Raw genomic sequence first — 24,779 nt, 5'->3', positions numbered from 1 at the left:
CCAAACGGCGCTAGGCGCAGGTCCTTCGCCGCTTTGCCGGCGTCATTTTATCCTATAGGCCAAACATGCCTCCCAATCGTTCTCGCACTTCGACCCATGGCCGCAACATGGCCGGCGCGCGCGGCCTCTGGCGCGCGACGGGGATGAAGGACGGCGATTTCGGCAAGCCGATCATCGCCGTGGTCAACAGCTTCACCCAATTCGTCCCCGGCCATGTCCACCTGAAGGACCTCGGCCAGATGGTGGCGCGGGAGATCGAGGCGGCGGGTGGCGTCGCCAAGGAATTCAACACCATCGCGGTCGATGACGGTATCGCCATGGGCCATGACGGCATGCTGTACAGCCTGCCGTCGCGCGACCTGATCGCCGACAGCGTCGAGTACATGGTCAATGCGCATTGCGCCGATGCGATGGTCTGCATCTCCAACTGCGACAAGATCACGCCCGGCATGCTGATGGCGGCCATGCGGCTGAACATCCCGGTCATCTTCGTCAGCGGCGGGCCGATGGAGGCCGGCAAGGTGGTGCATCGCGGCCAGACGCGCAGCGTCGACCTGATCGATGCCATGGTGATGGCCGCCGACGACAAATACACCGATGCCGAAATCGCCACCGTCGAGGAGGCCGCCTGCCCCACCTGCGGTTCCTGCTCGGGCATGTTCACCGCCAATTCGATGAACTGCCTCACCGAAGCGCTCGGCCTCAGCCTGCCCGGCAACGGCTCGACGCTCGCCACCCATTCCGATCGCAAGCGCCTGTTCCAGGAAGCCGGCCATTTGATCGTCGACCTCGCCAAGCGCTGGTACGAGCAGGACGACGCCACCGCCCTGCCGCGCACCATCGCCACCAAGGCCGCCTTCGAAAACGCCATGGCGCTCGATATCGCTATGGGCGGCTCGACCAATACCGTGCTGCACATCCTGGCCGCCGCCCATGAGGGCAAGATCGATTTCACCATGACCGATATCGATGCGCTCAGCCGCAAGGTCCCGGTGCTGTGCAAGGTCGCGCCCGCCAAGAACGACGTGCACATGGAAGACGTCCACCGCGCCGGCGGCATCTTCTCCATCCTCGGCCAGCTCGACCGCGCCAACCTGATCAATCGCAGCGAGCCCACCATCCACGCCGCAACCATGGGCGACGCGCTGGACAAATGGGACATCTCCCGCACCAACAGCGACAGCGTGCGCAACTTCTTCATGGCCGCTCCCGGCGGCGTACGCACCACCGAGGCGTTCTCGCAGTCCAACCGCTGGGCCGAACTCGATCTCGACCGCAAGGAAGGCGCCATCCGCTCGGCCGAATACGCCTTCTCCAAGGATGGCGGCCTCGCCGTCCTCTCGGGCAATATCGCCATCGACGGCTGCATCGTGAAGACGGCCGGCGTCGACGACTCGATCCTGAAATTCACCGGCCCGGCCCGCGTGTTTGAAAGCCAGGACGCCATCGTCAAGGCGCTGCTCAGCAACGAGATCAAAGCCGGCGACGTCATCGTCATCCGCTACGAAGGCCCGCGCGGCGGCCCCGGCATGCAGGAAATGCTGTACCCAACCAGCTACCTGAAGTCGAAAGGCCTCGGCAAAGCCTGCGCCCTGATCACCGATGGCCGCTTCTCCGGCGGCACTTCGGGCCTTTCCATCGGCCACGTCTCGCCGGAAGCGGCGGAAGGCGGCACCATCGGCCTGGTCCGTGAAAACGACACCATCGAGATCGATATCCCCAACCGCACCATCACGCTCTTGGTCAGCGATGACGAACTGGTCCAGCGCCGCCACGACCAGGACCGCCTCGGCTGGAAACCCGCCCATCCGCGCAAGCGCAACGTGACTCAGGCGCTGAAAGCCTATGCGGCCTTCGCAACGAGCGCGGCCCGTGGCGCCGTGCGTGATCTGGGTGAGTTCGAGGATTTATTCTAGGCTAAGGCGTTCAGCGCAAGCGGAAGTCACCCCCTCCTACCTCCCCCATCAAGGGGGAGGTTTATCTCCACTCTTGAAGCTCGATCCAGTTCAACCCACCGGCAGACACCTCCCCCTTGATGGGGGAGGCTGGGAGGGGGTGTCGTTTAGCCACGATCGTTCAAGCCCCCCACGACACTTTCGTGACAATCCCCCTCGCCACCCCGACCATGCCATGCTAAACGCCCCTCAGCCGAAGGTGGTCTGCCAAGATTACCCGCTGGTTAGGTTCGATGGCGGGGATTCCACCCTCCCCATCGAACCGACCTAAAAATCCAGTCCATTGCCAAATCGCCATCCGCAAGTTCGCTTGCGATAGCCCGATCGCGTCGCCATTGGCGAAAAAAAATAGGGCCCCCGCTTTCGCGAGAGCCCCATAAATACGGTCCTTGCGCAGGCGATTTAGCCCTTGCGGCCCACCGCATCCAGCGTCTTGAACTCCGCATCGCTCAACTCGATGCTCGCCGCACCCACATTCTCCTCCAGATGCTTGACGCTGCCAGTGCCCGGAATCGGCAGCATCACCGGGCTACGCTTCAGCATCCAGGCCAGCGCGATCTGGCTGGCCGATGCATTATGCTTTTCCATGATGGTCTTGAATTCGACGCTGGTGGCCGCGAGGTTCCCGCCATCGATCGGCCGCCACGGAATAAAGCCGATGCCATTGGCCTCGCAATAATCCAGCACATCCTCGGCCTTGCGGCTGACCAGGTTGTACATGTTCTGCACCGTGGTCACCTTGAAGTACTTTTGCGCTTCCTTGATGTCTTCGACGCTGACTTCGCTCAGCCCCACATGGCGGATCAGGCCATTTTTCTGCATATCGGCAATCGCGCCGAACTGATCGGCCCGCGGCGTCACGCTCTCGATCCGGTGCAATTGCCACAGGTCGAGCACCTCGAGCTTGAGCCGGCGCAGGCTCTGCGTCACTGCCTGGCGCAAGAATTCCGGCCGCGCCAGTTGGCTCCACTGGTCCGGCCCGGTCCGCGTCAGCCCGCTCTTGGTGGCGATGATCGTGCCCTTCGCGTACGGCGCCAGCACCTCCCCGATCAGCTCTTCGCTAATGTAAGGGCCATAGCTTTCCGCCGTATCGACGAAGTCGACGCCGATCTCGGGCAGCCGCGCCAGTGTGCGCTTGGCCTCATCAAGGTCCGCCGGCGGGCCCCAAATGCCCTTGCCGGTAATGCGCATGGCGCCAAAGCCAAGGCGATTGACCTTGAGATCCCCGCCAATGGAAAAAGTCCCCGAACGGGATGCGTCGAGTTCAGCCATGATGCTCTCCAGGATTTTGCGCCGAGCCGGCGCTGCTTAATTCTGTTCTTCAGGTAAATCGGGAAGGGGCGCGAATTCGATGCCCTCTTCGGCTAACGCGATGACCTCGTCCCGCGTTGCCTCGCCATAGATGCCGCGCGCTTCGACTTCCTCGAAATGGATTTTCCGCGCTTCTTCGGCAAACTTGTCGCCGACATAATCGGCTTCGCTGGTGACCTTCTGCCGGTAGGCCCGCAGCAATTCGCGGAATTTGGCCACATCGGGATGCCCCGAACTCAACGCCATCTTCTCAGAGCCGGACCTTGCAACGGCCGGCGCCATCAGCGCCTTGCTCACCTCGTGCGAGCCGCAGACCGGGCAATCCACAATGCCGCGCGCCTTTTGCTCGTCGAACGCCGCGGCGTTCTTGAACCACGCATCGAAATCATGCGCATTGGCGCAATGCAGGGAATATTGAATCACGAAACCAGGCCCTTGCGGGCCACACGGGCCCCGCTCCTTAAATAGGCCTCGCCCGTCATACCGGCAAGGCCGGCGCCACGCTAAAAGTCCGCGCATTGGCCAAAGCCGGAATGCGGCCTCGTGCATCCTCGACCGAGGCCAGATCAATCTCGGCCAGCAACACACCCGGCTCGTCGTGATCCAGCTCGGCAATCACTCGGCCCCACGGGTCAATGACCAGCGAATGCCCATAGGTGGCCCGGCCATTTTCGTGGTTCCCACCCTGCGCCGCCGCGATCACATAGCTGCCGGTTTCGATCGCCCGCGCCCGCAGCAGCACATGCCAATGCGCCTGCCCGGTCGGCACCGTGAACGCCGCCGGCACCACCAGCACCTGCGCGCCCGCATTGGCCAGCGCATTGAACAAGGCCGGAAACCGCATGTCGTAGCAGATCGCCAGCCCCAGCGTGATCTCGTCCACCTGCGCCGTCACCGCCGCCTCGCCGCCCCGATAGGTCGCACTCTCGCGATAGGCGTTCAGTCCCGCAATGGTCGCATCGAACAGATGGATCTTGTCATAAGTGGTCTGGATTTCCCCATCGGGCCCAAACAGCACACTGCGATTGGCGAACCGCCCATCCTCAAGCGCCACCGCCATCGAGCCGATATGCAGATGGATCGCATGCTCCCGCGCCAGCGCCGAAAGCTGCGCCAGCCACGGATTGTTCTCGAACGGGCCCGCCACCCGCGCCAGCCCCTCGCGATTTTCCGCGAACGCCATGGTGACTTCCGGCGTCAGCACATAACGCGCCCCCGCCGCTGCCGCCTCCGCCACCATCGGCCGCAAAGCCGCCAAGTTCGCCTCCGGCTCGGGCCCCGACCGCATCTGAATGGCAGCGATTTTCATGATTCGACCAACACTCTCGATCTGATCCCCCCTGGTGGGGGGCTGGGGTGGGGGTTCTGCACCCAAACGCAGAACTCTAGGACCGATCGAAATTCAGCTCAGGCAGAGCCGAAAATGTCGGGTTTCGAGAACTGGACCGGAGCGTACGTTGGTACGTGAGGACCGGAAGCGCAGAAAGCTGACATTTGCAGGCCAGCATCAGCTGAATGGCGATTGGTCCTAAGCGCTCAGCAGCTCATCCAGCCCGCCGGCCCGATCCAGCGCCGCCATGTCATCATAGCCACCCACATGGGTCTCGCCGATGAAAATCTGCGGCACCGTACGCCGCCCATGCGCGCGCTCAGTCATCGCCGCGCGCAAATCGGGGTCCAGCACGGTAATCTCGGTATAGTCGGCGCCCTTGTCCGACAGCAGCGACTTGGCCGCGTGGCAATAGGGACATGTCGGCGTGGTATAGATCTCGATCTTGGCCATGTTACTCTCCGAAAGTACGGCTGTTTCCATCTATATGGGCATTTCCGCGCCAATGACAACGCGGGCGAAGGAGATGACATCAACTTCGCTCGCCCCACCTTTCAGCAGCGTCCGCGTCACCGCCTTGACGGTCGAGCCGGTGGTATAGACATCATCCACCAGCACCACCCGCCGTCCACGCAACCGCGCCAGCAGGTCCGGATGCACAGCAAATGCCCCCGCCACGTTCCGCACCCGCCCGTCGCTCGATAGCCCCACCTGCTGCCGCGTCCGCTTCACCCGGCGCACCAGATGCAAATCTACCGCCACCCCGGTCAATTTGCCGATCGCCGCTGCCAGTTCCCCCGATTGATTATAGCGCCGCTCCCGCTGCCGGCTGGGATGCAGCGGCACGGGCACCAGCAGCGCATCGGCACCCCACAATTCATGCCCAGCGCTCGCCATCAGCCGCGCGCAGAACCGCGCAAGTTCCGGCCGATCTCCATATTTGAGCCGCGACACGATGGTCCGCGCCACCTCGTTATAAATCACCGCCGCCCGCGCCCGCCCAAACGGCGGCGGCTCCGCAATCGTCTCCGCCGACAACGCATCGGGCCCCAGCGATACCTCGAACGGCAGCCCCAGAACGCGGCATAGCGGCGCGGTGATCGGTCGTAATTTGCCAAAACACGCCCCGCACAGCCCGTCACTGGCGGCAATCGGTGCCTCGCAACCAAGGCAGACCGGTGGATAGAGCTGGTCGAGCACGAAACCGCCGACGCGCCGCATCCCGCCAATCACGCGGTGATGCAGCGCCTCGGTTTTGACAACCTCGTCCGCTCTCTCCATAAGCACGATACTGCCACCCCAACCGAGCGCTGTCGTCCCCCGCCCATGGCAATGCCACCAAAAATCTTCGACCCCGCGCTGATCGCCCGCCACCTGGCGCGCCGCAGCGGCGACGACTTCGTCATGGATCTGGTGCTGGGCGATCTTGAGGAGCGGCTGCTCGCGCTGATCCGCGATTTTCCCCGTGCCCTCATCATCGGCCCCGATGTTTCGAGCCTCCCCGCCGGCGGTCGCACCGCCAAGGCAGAGTTCCCCTTCACCCGCCTCGCGGCTTTCACGCCCGATAGCGAATTGCCGCCGCTTCCCGAGGGCGAGTTCGATCTCATCGTCTCCCTGCTGCATCTACAGGCCGTCAACGACGTGCCCGGCTATCTCGCCCAGCTCCGCGCCCGCCTCGCTCCCGATGGCTTGCTGATGGCCGCCGCCCTCGGTGGCAATACCCTGACGGAACTGCGCGAAGCCTTCCTCAGCGCCGATGCCGAAATCTCTGGCGGCGCCAGCGCCCGCGTCGCCCCCTTCATCCAGGTCCGCGACGCCGGCGCCCTGCTGCAACGCGCGGGCCTAGCCCTGCCCGTCGCCGATGTCGAAACCCACATCGTGCGCTATTCCAGCCCCTTCGCGCTGATGGCGGACCTGAAATCCCTCGGCGCCGCCAATCCGTTGGTCGACCGCTCCCGCCACCCCGCCAACCGCACCTTGCTGACCGCCGCCGCCCAAGCCTATGCGCAACGAGACGCCGACCCCGATGGCCGCGTCCGCGCCACGCTCGAACTGATCTGGCTCTCCGGCTGGCTCCCCCACGAAAGCCAGCAACAGCCCCTCAAGCCCGGCAGCGCCACGGTGAGCATGGCCAAGGTATTGGGCAACAAGGCCAAGTAAGATTTATCGGAACGACGGAGCTGTAATGTCAGCGCCGTCAACTGATGAAAATTGCCGTCGCGGCGGTCGCCACGAGCACCACCAGGACAGCCACGAAACCCGCCAGGACAGTGCCCAAAACCATCGCCACGGCCCGGCCGGCATTCACACCGCGGACCGTGGTGAACCAGGCGATCTGGGCCCCGCAATACCACGCGAGGCCCAGCGCGAAGAGCGCGACGCCAAGGCTCACCGCAGCCGCAGACCCGTGCCGCCCGACGAGAACGGCGATGTCGAACGACAGCACGAAGGGCGCGGCGATATACGACTGGCTGTAGAATGATGGCCGCAGCAATTGCCGGGTCAGGCGCACCCCGCGCTGGCGAACATCCAGCAGCGCCAGCAGCAGGGGAAACAGGCTATAGGCAACCGCCCGGTAGAGCAGCAGGTTCTTGTCGTCCTGCAAAAATTCAGGGAGGCCGGCTTGCGTCGGAACGGCCAGGCCAAGCTCGAGCAGATGGGCCAGGAACAATGTGATCAGCAGGAAGATCGGCGGGCTCAGCGCGTCGTCATACTGCTCCTCGCCCTCGTCCCCCAGCTCGCGCTCGGCGTATTTCATCATCGCGACTGGACGCCGGACGCAGCGCCACAGCGTTAGCGGATAGAACAGAATCCAGGTGACGAGCTCGTAGAGCAGCTCCTCGACCGACTTCAGCAGACGCATAAAATCCATGGATTGCTCCCTCGCCCGCTACTGCGCCGGCCCGGTGTCTTGCACCTTGCGCAGCAGCCACAAGCCATAAAGGAAGTTCGGCAGGATAAAGAGCGGCGGCACTAGCAGCACCCACCAATGTCTGTCCCCGCTCGCCGCTGCCCCCGAAGATGCGCTACCGGCGCCGATCGTGGTCAGCAGGAAATCCCACAGCGCATGGAACAGCATCGAGGGGATGATCGAGCGCGTCCGCAGCACCAGGGCCATGAAAAAAATGCCGCTCATGAAGGCGGTCAGCGCCTGAACCGAAGCGTTCAGGAAATCCCCGGTGGTAAAGCCGTTGACGACGTGAACGCCGCCGAAGGCAATCGCCGCAATCCAGATCGACGGCCAGAGCCGCAGCCGCGTATGCAGGGCGCGAAACAGCACGCCGCGAAACGCGATCTCCTCGGAAAAGCCCACTGCCAGGGTATTGATCGCGAGGAAGAAAACGACCGATGGCGCCGGCAGGCCAATCAGGGCGACGCCGGCGGCAAAGAGCACGATGTAGATCGCCGGAAATGCCAGAACCCGCAGCGAACTCCAGGGCTGCGGCGCATTGAAGCCGATATCGCGCCACCCCAGTGCCAGCACCACGACCAGCATGAATGCGCCCGCGCCCACGATCGACCAGGCGACGCCGCCGGAAATGCCGGCGGTCAGCGAGGTGGGATCGTGTGGCGTCCACACGCCCCACACCGTGATCAGGATCCAGATCACCACCGCGGCCACGGCGATTGGAATGCGCAATGTGTTCGCCATGCTTGCCCTCATGCCCCGGCAGACTGGCATTGGGCCTTCATGTTGTCGAGCCTTCGGGGCCTAGCCCTTCCCAAACAAAAAGGCCGGCGTTTCCGCCGGCCTTCCAATTCCAGATCTTGGCGAAGATTACGCCGCAGCTTCTTCGTCCGGAGCCGCATCGGCTTCCACGGCATCCGCCTTGGTGCGCTTGGGCGACTTGGCGAGGTTCCGCTGGATCAGCTGAATTGCCTCGGTCAGCGTCAGCTTGTTGACGGCACTGATTTCGCGGCTCATGCGATCCATCGCCTGCTCGAACAGCTGGCGTTCCGAATAGGACTGCTCGGGCTGCTCTTCGGAGCGATAGAGATCGCGCACGACTTCGGAAATGGCAATCAGGTCGCCCGAATTGATCTTGGCTTCATATTCCTGGGCACGGCGGCTCCACATGGTGCGCTTGACGCGCGCGCGGCCGGTGACGGTGGTCAGCGCCTGGGTGACCATGTCTTCTTCGGCGAGGTGACGCATGCCGACGGACTTGATCTTGGCGACAGGAACGCGCAAGGTCAGCTTGTCCTGCTCGAAGCTGATGACGAACAGCTCAAGCGTCAGGCCGGCAACTTCTTGCTCTTCGATCGCGACGATCATGCCCACACCATGGGCAGGATACACGACGAATTCACCGGTCTTGAACCCAAGACGCTGCGTGGTCTTCTTGGCTACCATGAGATAACTCCTTGTTGACGCCCCGATGGACAGTTCCTGGCGGGAAGGACCGTCCACTCCGTACTGTTCAATCCCCGTTTCCGGGGTACTGGACGCAGTCAAGCACTCTGGCCGCCCCGGTCCGCTTTCCGGCGCGCTCAGCATCTGGTGATGTGTGTCAAAAAAAATGTGCCTGATGGCACTCTGGTGACGGGCTTGGCTGCATGTAGACACACCATAGCACAAAATTTCAGCAGAATCAAAAGGAACGAATCAACACCTAGTGTGTCCCATTCCTGAACAATCGCACGCGCGCTCCAGCCGATCGCGCAGTCAGCATTAGGGCGAAGGGCTTTGGGTCAGGCCGAGTCGAAAATGGTGGTTTGCGAGAACCGGAGCGGAACGTACGTTCTGTACGTGAGCACCGGAAGCGCAGCAAACCGCCATTTGCAGACCGGCATGGCCCAAAGACCGAGCCCTAATCGCCTTCGCCGGGAGTCTCGGAGAAGTACTTTTCAAACTTGCCGTCTTCGCCGTCGAATGCCTTGGCATCGGGCGGCGGATCGCGGCGCTCGCTCAGGTTCGGCCAGACGGAGGCGAACTTGGTATTGATCTCGAGCCACTTGTCCAGCCCGCTCTCGGTATCGGGCTTGATCGCCTCGGCCGGGCATTCGGGCTCGCAGACGCCGCAATCGATACACTCGTCGGGATGAATGACGAGCATGTTCTCGCCTTCGTAAAAGCAGTCGACGGGGCACACTTCGACGCAGTCGGTATATTTGCACTTAATGCAATTGTCGGTGACGATATAGGTCATCTGGCGGGCGGTTCCCGAGCGGAACAATGAGGACTGGGGCTTGCTGTCTGGGTTGCTAAACCCTTTTGGCGTCTGCTGCAAGGCTCTGGCCGGGTCGCTTTTGTCGCGCTCGCGCCTTCGAGCGCAAGACCATTTCAACCGCAGCTTTCCCTACTCGTCGTCCTTCAATCGATCCGTCTCCCGCCGCTCCCGCTTGGTGGGTCGCCCGGCGCCATCATCGCGCTGCGCAATTGCCGCTTCATAGGGCGAACGCTCCGCCTTGGGTAGCACTGGCGGCGACAAATCCTCATAGAGCCCCTGCGCCTCACTGGCTGGTCCACGCCGTGTGCCGGCGTCGACAATCTTCCACACCACGATGCGGTTGTGGATCGCCATGGTCAGCACATCGCCGGCGCCCACCTTGTGGTCGCTATCGACGATCTTTTCGGAATTGACCCGGATCACCCCGGTTTCGATGATCTTCTGCGCCAGCGTGCGCGATTTGATGGCGCGCGAAAAGAACAGGAACTTGTCGAGCCGCTCCTTGCGGATGCCCGGACCTGTTCCTGTTCCCGCCAATCGCTACTCGGGCTTCTTGTTGCGCAGGGCCGCCAGCGCCGCGAACGGGCTATCGGGATCGTAGGCCACCTTGCGCTCATCCCGCACCGGCCGATTATTGTCCTGCTTGGGCGCCTCATTGCGCGGCTTGTCGAACTTGGGCCGCTGCTCCGCCTTGGCGCGATTCTCGAACCGTGCCTTGCCATTGAGATGCTGGGCCTTGGTCAGATCCTGCACTTCGCCTTCGGGGCGACGATTGACCACGCGCTGCGGCGGCGCATCGGCCGGACGGGTCCGGTCCGGACGCGGACGCTGTGGCCGCACCACCTGCACTTCGCCCTCCGGCCGTGTCGGGCCGCGACGCGGTCCACCATGGCGCTTGGCATTGTCCTGCGTGCGCTTGCCGCCTGGAAACCACACTTCGTCGAATTCCGGCTCGGCCGGCTTGGTGTCGACCGGCGCAGGCTCAGCCGCAGCGTCAACCGGCGCCGCTTCAATAATTGTCGTCGCCGGAATATCGGCCTCGACCACAACGGCCTCAGCCGGCACCGCTTCGACTTCAGCCACAGCCGATGGCTCGACCTCGCTCGGATTCTCGCTCAGCGTTTCTTCCAGCGCCGGCGCTTCCGCACTGGCTTCGGCGGGAGCCGCAACAGCCTCTACGGGCTTCACAACCTTCGGCGTCTTGCGCAGGCGATAGCCCAGCGAGGTCAGGATCGAGGCAAAATCCTCACCCGAGCAGCCCAGCAGCGAGGTCATCTCGACCGTCACCCGGAAACCATTGCCCTCGGCGGCGCCGGCTGGCGGCTCGCCCTGAAACCGGCTCGGATCGACCGCGATCAGCGGACGGATGATGTCGGCCAGCCGCTCCAGAATATCGACACGCACCGCCCGCTTACCCGCCACCTTGAAGCCCGCGACTTCATACAGCTGCGGATCGACTTCGGGATCGATGAGGAACGACGTGCGCCCGCTGAGCACGATATGCGGCAGGTCGGTCACGCCCGGCTGGCGAATGCCGCCATTTTTCAGCGCGAACAGAATCAGCGCCAGTTCGCGCGGCGCCGGCTTCAGGCTCAGCGGCAGGTAGATGTGATAGGCGCCGAACTTGATGCCCAGCTTGCGCATCTTGCCGCGCACGTCCTGGTCGAGGTTCTTGACCTCGTCGCCAACCTGGCCGCGGGGAATCAGCCCCAGGTTCTCGAACAGCTGGAACGCGATGCCGCGCGCCGGCCCCTCGATATCGGCCGGAGCCTCGAGGCTCATCACCTGTTCGAGCACGGTATTGATATGATGGCGCAGCCACAGGTTCAGACGATCCTGCACCGCGATCAGGTCTGGCCCGGTCAGCGACTCGTCCGCCAGGATCAGCAGGCGCGGCCGCAGCAGCGCATCGCCCTCCACCAGCTCGGCGACGATATCGCCCTTCCAGCGCATGCGCCCGTCGGTCGCCAGAACGAATTCCTCGTTCGGCGCCCCCGCCAGCCGGTCGGCCCGGTGGTGGATTTCGGGAGCCACGACGTGGTCCGCTGCAGTCCTAATGCCCTTGGCGTCGACGTCGCCGTCATTGCGCGCCAGGGTAAAGCGGAAGCCTTCGAGCGTGCCGATGAGATGGCCTTCCAGCCGCACTTCGCCACGTTCATTGATCTCGGGAGATGCCATGCGTTTGTCTTTCAGGTGTCGGAGCAGCACGCTGGTGCGGCGGTCGACGAAGCGCTGGGTCAACCGCTCATGAAGAGCATCGCTCAGCCGATCTTCGATATCCCGGGTCTTTTCGCGCCAATGCAGCGGGTCCGCAAGCCAGTTTTTGCGGTTGGCGACAAAGGTCCAGGTTCTTATCTGCTTGATCCGGTTGCTCAGCGTGTCGATATCGCCGCTCGAATTGTCACAAAAGCGGATTTGCTCGGCCATCCAGTCGGGGCTGACCGCCTGCTTTCGCATCAAATCCGAATAGATTCGCGTGATGATTTCGCCATGCGCCGCCGGCGAAATCCCCAGGTAATCCGGGGTCTGGCACACTTCCCACAGCAGCTTTGCCCCGGTCATGCCCCGCGCCAGCGCCCCCGCCTCATTGCGGGCGACGAACTCCAGCGCCCGCTGGTCGGTGGCAATGGGCACCCTTGTCAGGCTGCGCTGGTCGGGTGAGCGTTCCAGCGAATTGAGAAGAGCGGGGATGGATGAAAAATCCAGCTCATTGTTGCGCCATTGCAGCACTTTGATTGGATCGAAATCATGGGTTTCCAGCGCCACGATCATTTCTTCGTCGAACCCTTCGGTCCCCGCCGTCACCCCGAAGGTGCCGTTGCGCGCATGCCGCCCCGCCCGCCCGGCGATTTGCCCCAGCTCCGCCGGGGTTAGCGGCCGGCTCTGATGCCCGTCGAATTTGGTGTCGTCGGCAAAGGCCACGTGGTGGATATCCAGGTTCAAGCCCATGCCGATGGCGTCGGTCGCCACCAGAAAATCCACGTCGCCATTTTGATAAAGCTCGACCTGCGCGTTGCGCGTCCGCGGGCTCAACGCCCCCATCACCACCGCCGCCCCGCCGCGCTCGCGCCGGATCAATTCGGCAATGGCGTAGACCTGCCGCGCTGAGAACGCCACGATCGCCGACCGCTCCGGCTGCCGCGAAATTTTCTTGGAGCCCGCATAAGTCAGCTGCGAAAACCGTGGCCGGTCGATGATCTCGACATGCGGCAGCAGCTTTTTGATCACCGGCGCCATGGTCGCCGCGCCCAATAGCAGCGTCTCGCTCATGCCCCGCGCATGCAGGATACGATTGGTGAATACATGCCCGCGGTCGAAATCGATCGCGGTCTGGATTTCGTCGATCGCCACGCAATCGACCTTGATATCGGTCGGCATCGCCTCGACCGTGCACACCCAGTAGCGCGGCCGCGCCGGTACGATCCGCTCCTCGCCCGTCACCAGCGCCACCGCCTGAACGCCGACGCGTTCCACCACGCGCTGATAGACCTCGCGCGCCAGCAACCGCAGCGGCAGGCCGATCATCCCGGTGGGATGGGCCAGCATGCGCTCGATGGCAAAATAGGTCTTGCCGGTATTGGTGGGGCCGAGAATCGCCTTGAGCGAGTGGTGCGGTGCAAAAGTCATCGTCGCCAATGTAGGGCGCGGGAGCGCCGGATAGAAGTGGTGGAGGCCGTTTTGAAAATTCAGGGTCCCACAACGGGACGTAACAAGCGACCAAATTCCATGTCCGTTTAATGACAGAACAAGCCGAGAACAAACCGAAACCGAATCGGCGTGAATCAATGAATCTGGCTTTGTTCTGGTCTAGGGCTGGTGGGTCGGCGACCACCACACCCACTAGCCTCCCGGGCCGCCCTTCGCCACCGAGCCAAACCCTCCAAACCCGTTCAGCATTGTTACCAAGACCTTAGCAAACAGCCGAATCGGCCTTGTGCAACGCGAACATAAAGAGATCGTAAACAGCCTAAGCCGCTATTTTTCTTTCGTATTGAGATGGGGCCTGAGGCAGCGCGCCACTCTCAAACCACAAATTGAGGAAGTCCGTGCTTGACCGTCCCAAGCCGGGACGCGGCCATTGAGACCGCTGCAGATCACCCCTCCTACCTCCCGCATCAAGGGGGAGGTTTCTCTCCACTCTTTGCAACTGGATCGAGTTCAACCCACCGGCAGACACCTCCCCCTTGATGGGGGAGGCCGGGAGGGGGGGTCGTTTAGCCCCAATCTCCCATTTCGAAACACTCCGCACCTCCATCCCACCCCCTCGTTAACTCCCGTACCAAACCCGGAACGAACACGGACCGAATCGAGCGAACTACCCCAATGCGGCTTTGTTCACCCCTCTCCCTAGCGGTGCCGTCCAACGCGACCCACTAACCACCCGCCATCCCGAGCACCCCGCGCAAAATCCCCCAAAAACCATTCACCTCCCTTACCAAACAATGAATTTCCACCGCTCGCGACCCTTCCTGCACAAGCGGTTAAACCCTTTTCCGCGTTGCCACTTTCACCTCTCATCTTTATCCCCAGGCTCACTGGGCGCCTCAAAGTTCAAAATTGATAAGAAACCCGTTGACCGTCCCACGCCGGGACATCTCACTTTCTCGCGGGCGCGGAACTCTCGCCCGGCGCCGCTCATTGCTTGCCGCAAGGAGACCCCCATGCAGCAGCAAATCCTCACCGCCCCCGAACCCCGCAAGGGCATGCCCAGCACCCAGCTGGAACAGGACGAATTCAAGAAGCGCTTCCGCTCCCAATTCATCGATCCAAGCTTTGGCGCCCTCGGCGCCGAACTCGACGCCATCGCGCAGGCCGCCTGGGAAGGCTATGACGCCAGCCGGAAGTCACCCCGAACGCGCAAAGCCGGCCCCGGTTATGCCGACCCCGATTATGACCTGGCTGTCGACTGGATCGCCGCCAAGGCCGCCGTCGACAAGGCGCAGCAGGACTACGAGATCGCCGACCGCCCCGCCCGCGTCCTGCTGGTCAACGGTTCATCGCGCAGCGAACACACCTGCCCCGGAGAGATGAGCAAATCCTATCGGCTCATCCAACTGGCCGAGGAGGTGCTGCAATCGGGCGGCATCGAGACCGAAATCCTCGATCTCTCCCGCCTCACCTCCGAATACGGCCGCAATATCCACCCCTGCAAAGCCTGCTTCTCGACCGCCGCGCCGCTCTGCCACTGGCCTTGCTCCTGCTATCCCAACTATTCCCTGGGCCAGACCCAGGACTGGATGAACGACATCTACCCGATGTGGGTGAAGGCCGACGGCGTGATGATCGTCAGCCCGGTCAACTGGTACCAGGCCACGACCCCGGTCAAAGCCATGATGGACCGCCTGGTCTGCGCCGATGGCGGCAATCCGGACCCGACGCTAACCCAGGGCAAAACGGCAAAGCTGGCCAAACAGGTCGAACTCGACGGTTGGGACTATCCCCGCCATCTCAAGGGCCGCCTGTTCTCGGTGGTTGTGCATGGCGATGTCGAAGGCACCAAGGACGTGCGCCGCTCGCTGTCGGACTGGCTCAAGTTCATGGAAATGCAGCCCGCCGGCCCACTGGCGGAAGTGGATCGCTACATCGGCTATTGGGAACCCTACGCGACCAACCACGAGGCGCTGGACCAGGACCTCGCCATTCAGGGTGAGGTGCGCAACGCCGCCAAGACTTTGCTCGATGCCTTGCAAATGCACCGCGGCAACGACGCCATCCCCGGCTCCGACCTCAAGCCGCCGCGTCAGAAATGACTAGGGTTTCATGCTCGTCAGGACCATCGACAGATCGCCCACGCTGGTGCTCAGCAACACGCGATAGGGGATAAAATACCCCGTATCGCCCAATGGGGCGTACCAGATCAGGATGCGGTCGCTGTCGGCCAGGTAATTGGTCATTTCAGAGGTGGTGAAATGACCCGAGACCGGCTGGTAATCCATATTGCAGAGGATCACCGGCCCCTGATAGCCGGTGCGCGCCGAGGTCGCCTCGTCCTCGGCCGCAAACGCCATGACGATATTGAAACGCTCGACGCCGGTGAAAATCTTGAGATTGCGGCGGCACAGGCTCTTGTCCAGCGTGCCGCCCTTGATGACGAAGCTCGACAGCACGTCGCCCACATTGGTCAGGTGGCTGCGCTCGATCGGCACGCGATTGTAATTGTCGACGAGCGGCGGATCGACCCTGAACGCGGTCACGTTATGGCCGGCATAGCTCACATCGACGGTAAAGGTCTCAGCTTTGACCTTGGTCTGGAGGTCGAACTGCTTGCTGGTCAGTTGCGAGCCGGTGGACGACCCGCTGGCAGTCACGCTGGCCGTGCCGCTCGCCACCAGCGATCCCAGCCCCGCCACATTGGCCTTGAGGTCCAGCGCATAGCGCGAACCGTCGTCAGTGAGGTCGACATTGACGTTGGCGACATTGATGCCGCCCACAGTCACCACATAGCTGGCCGTGGCATTGACCTCCGCCCCCAGCGCGGGCATGGCGAGGGCGACAAATGCGGCGGCACAGGCAAAGCGGGACAAGGTCAAGATGGATCGTCTCTCAGCACGCATTGAAGGCGGCGCGAATCAGCCAAGAAGGAAAGGTGCCTGCGCTTATCCCCCCTTGCAAGCCGATCGCGCCCGTTTGAGGCCGCCTCGCCTTGACGGGAGCGCCCCTTTTCTCTATGCAGCCCTCAGATTTCACAACAATCGAGGCCCGTCGCGGACTTCTCCGCCACGCAGGACCTTTACACAAATAGGATATCTCCAATGGCACGTCGCTGCGAACTGACTGGCAAAGGCGTGATGACTGGTAACAATGTGAGCCACGCGCTCAACCGCACCCGTCGTCGCTTTCTGCCCAACCTTTTGAATGTCACCCTGCTGTCCGAGACGCTCGGCCGCCCCGTCAAGCTGCGCATCTGCGCTGCGGCCCTGCGCACCGTCGAGCACCGCGGAGGCCTCGATGCCTTCCTGCTCAAGCAGCCCGATGCCGATATGAGCCCGCTGGCTCAGGGCCTCAAGAAGGAACTGCGCGCCGCTCTGGCCGCCGCTTAATTCTTTCTCTTTCAGTTTTGAACCGCGTGGCGCCCCGGTGCCGCGCGGTTTTTCTTTGCCTTACCTCGCCCGTCTTTCTTCACCTCGCCCCTCTGGGGAGAGGTCGGCGCGCAGCGCCGGGTGAGGGGGGGCTTTCTTCTGCACCGCACGTAATCAAGCCCCTCCCCCTAACCCTCTCCCCATAGGGGCGAGGGGACGAAGACCGCCACTCTGGCGCAAAGCCCACGCGCCTGTTATTGAAACGCTCCCGCCCCGGTCTGATGCTGGCAAGCGGCGTTATGAGGTCCATTCTGATGTTCACTCGCCTCCTGGCGGCCATTGCCGCCATGGTCGTGGTCGTTGCCGCGTCCAACGTGCTCGTGCTGTTCCCACTGCAGGCCCAGCTTGGCCCGGTCAATCTGGCCGATCTCCTCACCTGGGGCGCCTTCACCTTCCCCTTTGCCTTCCTCGTCACCGACCTCACCAACCGCTTCGACGGCGCCCGCAACGCGCGCCTCGTAGTCCTCGTCGGCTTTCTCGTCGGCCTCGGCCTGTCCTTCTATCTCAGCTACCACCCGCTGCCGTGGAACCCAGAGGGCAAGCCCGCCACCACCCAGCGCATCGCGCTCGCTTCGGCCGCGGCCTTCGTCACCGGCCAATTGCTCGATATCGCGGTATTTTCGCGCCTGCGCGCCAGCCGTGCCTGGTTCCTGCCGCCGCTCGCAGGCTCGCTGTTCGGATCGGTGATCGATACGACGATCTTCTTCACCATCGCCTTTGCCCCCGCCTTGGCCGGCGTTGATGCCCTGTTTGGCTTGGCCGACGGCTCGCTGGGCTTCCCCGCCCCCTGGCTCGGCATCGGCCCCGAAGTACCCCTCTGGACCTCCCTGGCGACCGGCGACTTCCTTGTGAAGTTCCTCGCCGCATTGCTGCTGCTGGCGCCTTACCGCGCGCTGATGGGCAAGCTCATGCCTTTGCCGACGATGACGGCGCGGGCCTAAGCCGACAGAGGCGGTGCGTGGAGTAGCCCTGTACTCACCCCACTCACCGGCCTTCCCGCGGACTTGATCCGCGGGCCACTCTCAACTCGGCACAAGTGGCGAATGGTCCCCGGATCAAGTCCGGGAACAGAACGGTGTTTGTGGCGTCGTGCGCCTACGGCGCTAAAGCAAACTCCAACAACAAATTCCGCTCCCAATCATTGAAGTTGTTATCGCTCCCAAGCACGATCCGGGTTTCCCCGCCCGGCGCAGTATGCACCGCCACCTGCTCCATATTGTCGATTGCCCCGCCGCTCGCCTGCAGCAGCACCTGGCCCTTCATCAGGTTCCCCGGCCGCACATCGGCCGCAGGCACCAGCCGCAGCGTCATGGTGAAGGCGAGGAACGACACCCCCCGTTCCAGCACCAGCAGGTCGCCATTGGGCAAAAACGCGCAATCGGTCGGATTCACATCGGGGCTCGATTGATAGCTCAGCGGCCCCTTGTCGTTCTGCCCCAGCAGCCACGCTACGTGCTGGCCATCGTCATCAATCACGCCCTCGGTCAGCAGCAGCGTCGAGCCGGCTATGGGCGAGGCATCGGGCGCGATACACACCGCCTCCAGCGATTCATTGGTGCGCGTATCGGTCAGCCATTTGGGGATTTCGATTTCCTTGGCCGGCCCGCCGGGCACCCCATCGGTCAGCGCAAATTCCGCCACCCGCGTCAAATGCTCGAACCCCACCCGCACCGCCACCGGTACGCCGTCGCGCACCACCGCGGCGATCGCCTCGGCATCGCGGCTATATTGCCGCGGCAGCGGTGCGCCCTTGGAATTCTGGATCGGCTCGATCCTGACACCGATGAAGCCGAACAGCCGTCCCGCTTCATCATAGGCCAACTGCCCCGAGACGAAATTGCCCCGGTCCGACACCATCGCCACGCGTTGGTCCGGCCCGGTAAAAGCCAGCCCTGACAACCCACCAAACGTATCGTCTTGGCTGACCATGGCGATACCGCCCCGCCAGATCAGCTTATCGACCTGCCCATCCAGCGCCACGCCGCGAAAGTCGGTGATCTGCACCGCCCCCACCGTCAACTCTGCCGCATGGGCCTGGCACAGCGCCAGACCGACAAGCGCCAGCGCGACAGCGCCGCGGATCATCCGCGCCGTCCCCGCCGCACCTGGGCCGGCGGTTCCTCGTCGAACAGCGAAGCCAGTTCATCGGTCAGCGCCCCGCCCAGCTCCTCAGCGTCCAGCAACGTCACCGCACGGCGATAATACCGCGTCACGTCATGTCCGATGCCCACCGCCACCAATTGGATCGGCGAGCGCGTCTCGATATCCTCGATCACCTGGCGCAAATGGGCTTCCAGATAATTCCCAGCGTTCACCGATTGCGTGCTGTCATCCACCGGCGCGCCATCGGAAATCACCATCAGGATACGCCGGCTTTCCGGCCGCGCCATCAGCCGCTTGCGCGCCCATTCCAGCGCCTCGCCGTCGATATTCTCCTTGAGCAGCCCCTCGCGCATCATCAGCCCGAGATTGCGCCGAGCATGCCGCCACGGCTCGTCGGCCGCCTTGTAGATGATATGGCGCACATCGTTGACACGACCCGGATTGGCCGGCCGATTGGCCTCCAGCCACGCCTCGCGCGATTTGCCGCCCTTCCAGGCGCGCGTGGTGAAGCCCAAAATCTCCACCTTGACGCCGCAGCGTTCCAGCGTGCGTGCGAGAATATCGCCGCAGATCGCCGCAATGGTGATCGGCCGCCCGCGCATCGAGCCCGAATTATCGATCAGCAGCGTCACGATGGTGTCGCGGAAATCGGTGTCGTTCTCCACCTTGAACGACAAAGCTTGCATCGGATCGGTGACCACGCGGGTCAGCCGCGCCGTATCCAGCAGGCCTTCTTCCAGGTCGAACTGCCAGCTGCGATTCTGCTTGGCCATCAGCCGCCGCTGCAGCTTGTTGGCCAGCCGCGCCACCGCGCCCGCCAGATTCTCCAGCTGCTTGTCGAGCAGCGCGCGCAGCTGGTCGAGTTCCTCGGGCGGGCACAGTTCGCTCGCCTTGACGATCTCGTCGAATTTCTGCGTGAAAATCTTGTAGTTGAACTGGTTGGAGAGCTGCGTGCCGCCATCCTTGGCCGGCGGCGGCATCGGGGCGTCCTCGCCCGCTTCGGACGCGGCGTCCTCATCGGTATCGGCCATGTCGCTGTCGATGCCGTCGACGTCACCGGTTTCCTCGGTGTCGCCGGCGCTCTCGTCCTGCTCGCTGTCCGACTGCTCGTTCTCGCCCTCGCCCTGCTCGGGCGACTGGTCGCTTCCCTCGGCCTGATCAGGCTCCTGGTCGTCCCCGTTTTCCTCATCGGAAGCGTCGGGGTCTTCCATTTCGCTTTCGGGCATGAGGTTGAGGTCGCGCAGCAGCGCCTTGGCGACGCGAGAAAAATCGTCCTGGTCCTCGAACCGGGTCATCAGCTTGTCGAGCGATTCCCCGCCCTTTTCTTCAATTTCCGCCCGCCACAGATCGACCAGCTTGTGCCCCGATGGCGGTACCGGCACGCCGGCCAGCCGCTCCCGCAGCAGCAGGCCCAATGCCTCCGCAATCGGCGCATCGCCGCGATCGTTCACTTCCGCGAAATTGGCGCGGAACAGCCGGTCTTCCAGCATTTCCCCGATATTGCCCACCATGCCGGGCATGCGCACGCAGCCAAGCGCCTCGACCCGCGCCTGCTCCAGCGCATCGAACGCCGCGCGCGCCATCGGATCGATCGGGCTGCGCTTGCGGTGCGTTTCGGGATCGTGACTAGCCAGCCGCATCGCCATGGCGTCGCCCTGCCCGCGCGCCACCGCGATATCGCGCTTGGTCGGCAGCCGCGGCAGATTGGCCAGGCGCGCCTTGTCGCTGGTCAGCAGCGGCCGGTCGGCGGTGAAGGTCACTTCCAGGTCCGGCTTGCCCCCAATGGCGCGCACCGTCGCGCCCATGGCGGATTTGAACGCCTGGGTCTGGTCTGGCTTATTGGCTTTGTTGCGCGGTGGCTGTGCCATGAAAAACGTCCGGCTAGAGTTTGGTCTGCGGCACATGCGCTGCCATCAGCAGCAGCATGGGACGCACGATTTCGTCGGCGAGGCCCGGATTGGCCTCAAGGTCAGTCTGGGTCGGGCTCCACTCATCCATGGCATCAATGACGAAGCCAGCTTGAACCAAAGCCGTCACGATTGTGGAAATCTTGCGGTGATATTTGACGATGCCATCAACCACCCAATCGGTCACCCGCTCACCCTCGCGCGCATAGTCGCTCAGCGCAAAGACGCGAAAACCTTCGCCATCGCTGAGCCATTCTGGATCGCCCCGCGCCGCGAAAATCGGATGTTCCATGGAAAAAACGAACGAGCCGCCCGGCACCAAAGCCGCCTTGATCCGCGTGCAGAGCGCATCGAAATCGGCCAGGTAATGCACCGCGAGCGACGAATAGATCAGCTCGAACTGCCCCTGCGGCTGGTAGCTCTCGAGGTCCGCCTGCTCATAAGCAATCGGCAGTCTCGGCAGCATACCCCTGAGCGACAGCCATTCGGGGGCGCCAGCCAGTCCCATGCGCGAGCGCGGAAACTGGCTGTAACCCTCAAAGAATGCCTGATCGTCATAGATATTCTGGGCCATGGGTCCCGGGAAATGTTTAAGGCAAAGGCCCCCTCACCCGGCCCTGCGGGCCGACCTCTCCCCCAAAGGGAGAGGTGAAGAAGAGGTCTAGCCGCACACCCCACCTCTCCCTGGGGGGAGAGGTCGCCGCAAAGCGGCGGGTGAGGGGGCCTTGCCAGGCATAAGTTTAAACCGCGACCGCCAAATTCGCCGACGACTCAGGAAGGTCTTCCCCGAACACGCGCTGGTAGAACTCGGCCACAACCGGGCGTTCCAGCTCGTCGCATTTGTTCAGGAACGTCAGGCGGAACGAAAAGCCGATATCGCCGAAGATTTCGGCATTTTCGGCCCAAGTAATCACCGTACGCGGGCTCATCACCGTCGACAGGTCGCCATTGATGAAAGCCGAGCGCGTCAGGTCCGCCAGGCGCACCATGTTCGACACGGTCTTCTTGCCCTTGTCATTGGCCGCATAGCTCTTCGCCTTGGCCAGAACGATGCCGACTTCCTTGTCGTGCGGCAGATAATTCAGCGTGGTCACCAGGCTCCAGCGGTCCATCTGGCCCTGGTTGATCTGCTGGGTGCCGTGATAGAGGCCCGACGTATCGCCCAGACCGATGGTATTGGTGGTCGAGAACAGCCGGAACGCGGGGTGCGGAGTAATAACGCGGTTCTGGTCGAGCAGCGTCAGCCGGCCCGCCACTTCCAGCACGCGCTGGATCACGAACATCACGTCGGGGCGACCGGCGTCATATTCGTCGAACACCAGCGCCACATTGTTCTGCACCGCCCATGGCAGGATGCCGTCGCGGAATTCGGTGATCTGCTTGCCGTCCTTGAGCACGATCGCGTCCTTGCCCACGAGATCGATACGCGACACGTGCGAATCCAGGTTCACGCGCACCATCGGCCAGTTCAGCCGCGCGGCGATCTGCTCGATATGCGTCGATTTACCCGTGCCGTGATAGCCCTGCACCATGACGCGGCGGTTGAACGCAAAGCCCGCCAGGATCGCCAGCGTGGTGTTACGGTCGAACAGATAGTCCGGGTCCATCGGCGGCACATGTTCGGTGCGGTTGGCATAGCCGGGCACCACCATGTCGGTATCGATGCCGAACAGCTCGCGGGCCTTGTATTGGGTATCGGGCAGATTGGTAAATTCGCTCATGGCAGGGCTCTTGGCAGCAAGGACTTAAGGGCGGGGGGACAGACGAAAGTGCGGGCTCTATAGCAGCAATGTGACGGCCGGGGTAGCCGTCAGACGGCATGGGGTGCCGCCATTTGGCGACACGTCACTTCGCGACGAAGCCGGCTTTCTTGAGGTGGGCGTAGGCCGCAATGACAGCACGCAGCCGATCCTCGGACGACTTGTCGCCGCCATTGGCATCGGGATGGTGCAGCTTGACCAGCGTCTTATAGGCCTTCTTGATCTCTTCGGACTTGGCCTGGCCCATAATGCCCATGGTTTCGAGCGCCCGTCGGTCCTGCTCATGCAGTGGCCGCGAGCGTTCCTCGGCTGGCTTCTGTGCCTGGCGATGCCGATATTTGGCGAACACGCCGAACGGATCGCCATATTTGTCGGCCGACCCCACGCCCGCGGTCTTGGCCGTCGCGGACTTGCGCGCGCCGGCCTGCCCGGTGCCAAAGCTGGTGCGGGCCTCGGGCTGTGGCGCGCTGTGCAGCGCTTCGTCCAGCGCTTCCTTGTCCATCCCGGCAAAGAAGTTGAACGTGGCATTGTACTGGCGCACATGCTCGAGGCAGTAGTTGAAATACTCCCCTGCGCTGCGGCTCCCCTTGGGCGCCTTGTGGGTGGCAGGCTTTTCGCAGCCGTCCCAATCGCACGTATTGGCTGCGGGCTCGGGTTTCACGTCGCGACGCGACTTGATACGGATACCTTCGAAAAGCTTGGAATCGGATTTCATTGCGCCTAGCTACTTGTTCGAATTTATTCAACAGAAACGCCAAACCATGTCCATGACCGACGTCATCACCGACAAGCTGACCCGGGCCTTTGTGCCCACTCATCTCGAAGTCATCGACGAATCCCAGCAGCACCACGGTCATTCCGGGTGGCGGGAGGGTGGTGAAACCCATTTTCGTGTCAGAATCGCGACCCGTCACTTTGAAGGCAAGTCGCGCGTGGCGCAACACCGCGCCGTCATGGAAACACTCGACGCCGAACTCAAAGCCAGCGTCCACGCGCTGGCCATCGAGGTTTTGCCGGTAGACGGGCCGTATGAATTGCCCAGCCGGGTCTAGCGCATATCGTTCAAGAATGCGCTCACTGAAACCGGGTCCACGCCCTTTTCGATAAACGCTTTCCCAATCCCGCTGGTCAAAATGAAGGTCAGCGCCCCGCGCGAAACCTTCTTGTCCTGCGCGATCGCCGCCATCAGTGTCTCGGTGCTTCCCAGCGTGCCCGGAATGTCACCCAATATAGTGGGCAGCCCGATCTTTTTCAAATGCGCCACGATCCGCCCGGTATCCTGGCTCGGCGCCAACCCCAGTCGGGCCGAAAAGCCATGCGCCAACACCATGCCAATGGCCACGCCTTCGCCATGCAGCAGCCGGCCGGAATAGCCGGTGTCTTTTTCCAGCGCATGCCCGAACGTATGCCCCAGATTGAGCAACGCCCGCACGCCCAGTTCCTTCTCGTCCTCGATGACCACGCGCGCCTTATGCCGGCAACACCGCGCGATCGCCTCGCCCCGCGCCGGCCCACCGGCAAAGATCTCGGCCTGGTTTTCCTCGAGCCAGAAGAAGAACTCTTCGTCGTCGATCAACCCATATTTGACCACCTCGGCATAACCCGCCGCAAACTGTCGCGCATCCAGCGTGTCGAGCGTCGACAGGTCCGCCAGCACCAGTTTTGGCTGATGAAACGCCCCGATCAAATTCTTGCCATGCGGCGAATTAATCCCGGTCTTGCCACCCACCGAGCTATCCACCTGCGCCAGCAGCGAGGTCGGCATCTGCACGAAATCCATGCCGCGCCGCGTGATGGACGCGGCAAACCCCGCCAAATCCCCGATCACCCCGCCGCCCAGCGCGATCACCAGATCGCCCCGCTCCAGCTTCGCCGCCAGCAGCCCCTCAACCGCCGTCTGCAAATGAGCGAACGACTTGGTGCTCTCCCCGGCGGGCAGCACGATCTCGGAATGCCCCAACCCCGCCGCATCCAGTGATGCCAGTAGCCGCGGCAATTGCGCTCGTGCCACGTTCTCGTCGGTGATGATACCGTAGCGCCGTCCCGGAAACCGCTCCGCCAGGATCGCCCCCGCATCGTCCAGCAGCCGGTCGCCAATCAAAATATCGTAAGCCCGCTCGCCAAGCGCGACGTGAACCGTATGGGCAATCTGCGCCATCAAAA

At 63.0% G+C, this 24,779-nt stretch carries 24 protein-coding genes; 6 read left to right on the top strand and 18 right to left on the bottom strand.

What is annotated here, in order from left to right:
• Nucleotides 1-65 precede the first annotated feature (65 nt).
• Nucleotides 66-1,916: a dihydroxy-acid dehydratase gene (gene ilvD, locus JWP26_RS03845; RefSeq protein WP_299723723.1), complete on the top strand. Its 1,851-nt coding sequence runs from the start codon at nt 66-68 to the stop codon at nt 1,914-1,916.
• Nucleotides 1,917-2,357: 441 nt separating this feature from the next.
• Here ilvD and JWP26_RS03840 read toward each other — a convergent pair whose 3' ends face one another.
• From JWP26_RS03840 to JWP26_RS03820, 5 genes are all read right to left on the bottom strand, one after another.
• Nucleotides 2,358-3,227 (bottom strand): aldo/keto reductase, encoded by an 870-nt coding sequence (locus JWP26_RS03840; protein ID WP_299723720.1) that lies wholly within the window; start codon nt 3,225-3,227, stop codon nt 2,358-2,360.
• 36 nt (nt 3,228-3,263) lie between these two features.
• A complete protein-coding gene (locus tag JWP26_RS03835; protein WP_299723717.1) occupies nt 3,264-3,689 on the bottom strand; it encodes a DUF1178 family protein in 426 nt (141 codons plus the stop codon).
• A gap of 55 nt (nt 3,690-3,744) precedes the next feature.
• Nucleotides 3,745-4,575 (bottom strand): carbon-nitrogen hydrolase family protein, encoded by an 831-nt coding sequence (locus JWP26_RS03830; RefSeq protein ID WP_299723714.1) that lies wholly within the window; start codon nt 4,573-4,575, stop codon nt 3,745-3,747.
• A 219-nt stretch (nt 4,576-4,794) separates the two neighbouring features.
• Nucleotides 4,795-5,049 (bottom strand): glutaredoxin 3, encoded by a 255-nt coding sequence (gene grxC, locus JWP26_RS03825; protein WP_299723711.1) that lies wholly within the window; start codon nt 5,047-5,049, stop codon nt 4,795-4,797.
• 30 nt (nt 5,050-5,079) lie between these two features.
• Entirely contained in the window at nt 5,080-5,877 is a 798-nt protein-coding gene (locus JWP26_RS03820) for a ComF family protein (protein WP_299723726.1), read from the bottom strand.
• Nucleotides 5,878-5,922: 45 nt separating this feature from the next.
• Between JWP26_RS03820 and JWP26_RS03815 the strand changes: the two genes are divergently transcribed.
• Entirely contained in the window at nt 5,923-6,756 is an 834-nt protein-coding gene (locus tag JWP26_RS03815) for a methyltransferase domain-containing protein (RefSeq protein WP_299723708.1), read from the top strand.
• Between the two features lie 37 nt (nt 6,757-6,793).
• Here the strand turns inward: JWP26_RS03815 and JWP26_RS03810 are convergent, their stop codons facing one another.
• The 6 genes from JWP26_RS03810 to JWP26_RS03785 form a co-directional block, all read right to left on the bottom strand.
• Nucleotides 6,794-7,468 carry a permease gene (locus JWP26_RS03810; RefSeq protein WP_299723705.1) on the bottom strand — a complete coding sequence of 225 codons (675 nt, stop codon included), beginning with the start codon at nt 7,466-7,468 and terminating at the stop codon, nt 6,794-6,796.
• 18 nt (nt 7,469-7,486) lie between these two features.
• On the bottom strand, nt 7,487-8,248 hold the full coding sequence (locus tag JWP26_RS03805) for a CPBP family intramembrane glutamic endopeptidase (protein ID WP_299723703.1): 762 nt from the start codon (nt 8,246-8,248) through the stop codon (nt 7,487-7,489).
• 126 nt (nt 8,249-8,374) lie between these two features.
• Nucleotides 8,375-8,950: a CarD family transcriptional regulator gene (locus JWP26_RS03800; RefSeq protein ID WP_299723700.1), complete on the bottom strand. Its 576-nt coding sequence runs from the start codon at nt 8,948-8,950 to the stop codon at nt 8,375-8,377.
• A 457-nt stretch (nt 8,951-9,407) separates the two neighbouring features.
• Complete coding sequence (gene fdxA / locus JWP26_RS03795) at nt 9,408-9,746, bottom strand: ferredoxin FdxA (RefSeq protein WP_299723697.1); 339 nt, start codon at nt 9,744-9,746, stop codon at nt 9,408-9,410.
• A 150-nt stretch (nt 9,747-9,896) separates the two neighbouring features.
• A complete protein-coding gene (locus JWP26_RS03790) occupies nt 9,897-10,304 on the bottom strand; it encodes an RNA-binding S4 domain-containing protein (RefSeq protein WP_299723694.1) in 408 nt (135 codons plus the stop codon).
• Between the two features lie 3 nt (nt 10,305-10,307).
• Nucleotides 10,308-13,394, bottom strand: coding sequence for a helicase-related protein (locus JWP26_RS03785; protein WP_299723691.1), 3,087 nt, complete (start codon nt 13,392-13,394; stop codon nt 10,308-10,310).
• A 1,034-nt stretch (nt 13,395-14,428) separates the two neighbouring features.
• Here JWP26_RS03785 and JWP26_RS03780 point away from each other — a divergent pair.
• Nucleotides 14,429-15,517 carry a flavodoxin family protein gene (locus tag JWP26_RS03780; protein ID WP_299723688.1) on the top strand — a complete coding sequence of 363 codons (1,089 nt, stop codon included), beginning with the start codon at nt 14,429-14,431 and terminating at the stop codon, nt 15,515-15,517.
• Here the strand turns inward: JWP26_RS03780 and JWP26_RS03775 are convergent, their stop codons facing one another.
• Entirely contained in the window at nt 15,518-16,297 is a 780-nt protein-coding gene (locus tag JWP26_RS03775) for a DUF3108 domain-containing protein (protein ID WP_299723685.1), read from the bottom strand.
• 222 nt (nt 16,298-16,519) lie between these two features.
• Here JWP26_RS03775 and rpmB point away from each other — a divergent pair, with 222 nt between their 5' ends.
• Nucleotides 16,520-16,807, top strand: a complete 288-nt coding sequence (gene rpmB / locus JWP26_RS03770) for a 50S ribosomal protein L28 (protein ID WP_299723682.1) — start codon at nt 16,520-16,522, stop codon at nt 16,805-16,807.
• A 293-nt stretch (nt 16,808-17,100) separates the two neighbouring features.
• Complete coding sequence (locus tag JWP26_RS03765) at nt 17,101-17,787, top strand: queuosine precursor transporter (protein ID WP_299723679.1); 687 nt, start codon at nt 17,101-17,103, stop codon at nt 17,785-17,787.
• A gap of 154 nt (nt 17,788-17,941) precedes the next feature.
• Here the strand turns inward: JWP26_RS03765 and JWP26_RS03760 are convergent, their stop codons facing one another.
• The 5 genes from JWP26_RS03760 to JWP26_RS03740 all read right to left on the bottom strand — a co-directional run bounded on the left by JWP26_RS03760 (nt 17,942) and on the right by JWP26_RS03740 (nt 23,331).
• Nucleotides 17,942-18,931 (bottom strand): esterase-like activity of phytase family protein, encoded by a 990-nt coding sequence (locus JWP26_RS03760; protein ID WP_299723676.1) that lies wholly within the window; start codon nt 18,929-18,931, stop codon nt 17,942-17,944.
• Nucleotides 18,928-20,817, bottom strand: coding sequence for a cobaltochelatase subunit CobT (gene cobT / locus JWP26_RS03755; RefSeq protein ID WP_299723673.1), 1,890 nt, complete (start codon nt 20,815-20,817; stop codon nt 18,928-18,930). Before cobT ends, JWP26_RS03760 begins: the two co-directional genes overlap by 4 nt.
• 13 nt (nt 20,818-20,830) lie before the next feature.
• A complete protein-coding gene (locus JWP26_RS03750) occupies nt 20,831-21,430 on the bottom strand; it encodes a methyltransferase domain-containing protein (RefSeq protein ID WP_299723670.1) in 600 nt (199 codons plus the stop codon).
• Between the two features lie 166 nt (nt 21,431-21,596).
• Nucleotides 21,597-22,577, bottom strand: coding sequence for a cobaltochelatase subunit CobS (gene cobS, locus JWP26_RS03745; protein WP_299723667.1), 981 nt, complete (start codon nt 22,575-22,577; stop codon nt 21,597-21,599).
• 124 nt (nt 22,578-22,701) lie between these two features.
• Nucleotides 22,702-23,331, bottom strand: coding sequence for a DnaJ domain-containing protein (locus JWP26_RS03740; RefSeq protein ID WP_299723664.1), 630 nt, complete (start codon nt 23,329-23,331; stop codon nt 22,702-22,704).
• 46 nt (nt 23,332-23,377) lie between these two features.
• On the opposite strand from JWP26_RS03740, the gene JWP26_RS03735 reads away from it, so the two are divergent.
• Nucleotides 23,378-23,668, top strand: coding sequence for a BolA family transcriptional regulator (locus JWP26_RS03735; protein WP_299723662.1), 291 nt, complete (start codon nt 23,378-23,380; stop codon nt 23,666-23,668).
• Here JWP26_RS03735 and aroB read toward each other — a convergent pair.
• Nucleotides 23,665-24,774 carry a 3-dehydroquinate synthase gene (aroB, locus tag JWP26_RS03730; protein WP_299723659.1) on the bottom strand — a complete coding sequence of 370 codons (1,110 nt, stop codon included), beginning with the start codon at nt 24,772-24,774 and terminating at the stop codon, nt 23,665-23,667. The genes JWP26_RS03735 and aroB overlap by 4 nt on opposite strands.
• Nucleotides 24,775-24,779: the final 5 nt, after the last annotated feature.

It is taken from the genome of Devosia sp. (assembly GCF_028290435.1).
In the GTDB taxonomy this organism is placed as follows: domain Bacteria; phylum Pseudomonadota; class Alphaproteobacteria; order Rhizobiales; family Devosiaceae; genus Devosia.
Note: the sequence above shows the minus strand (reverse complement) of the source record. Positions and strands in the feature narration are given on the sequence as shown.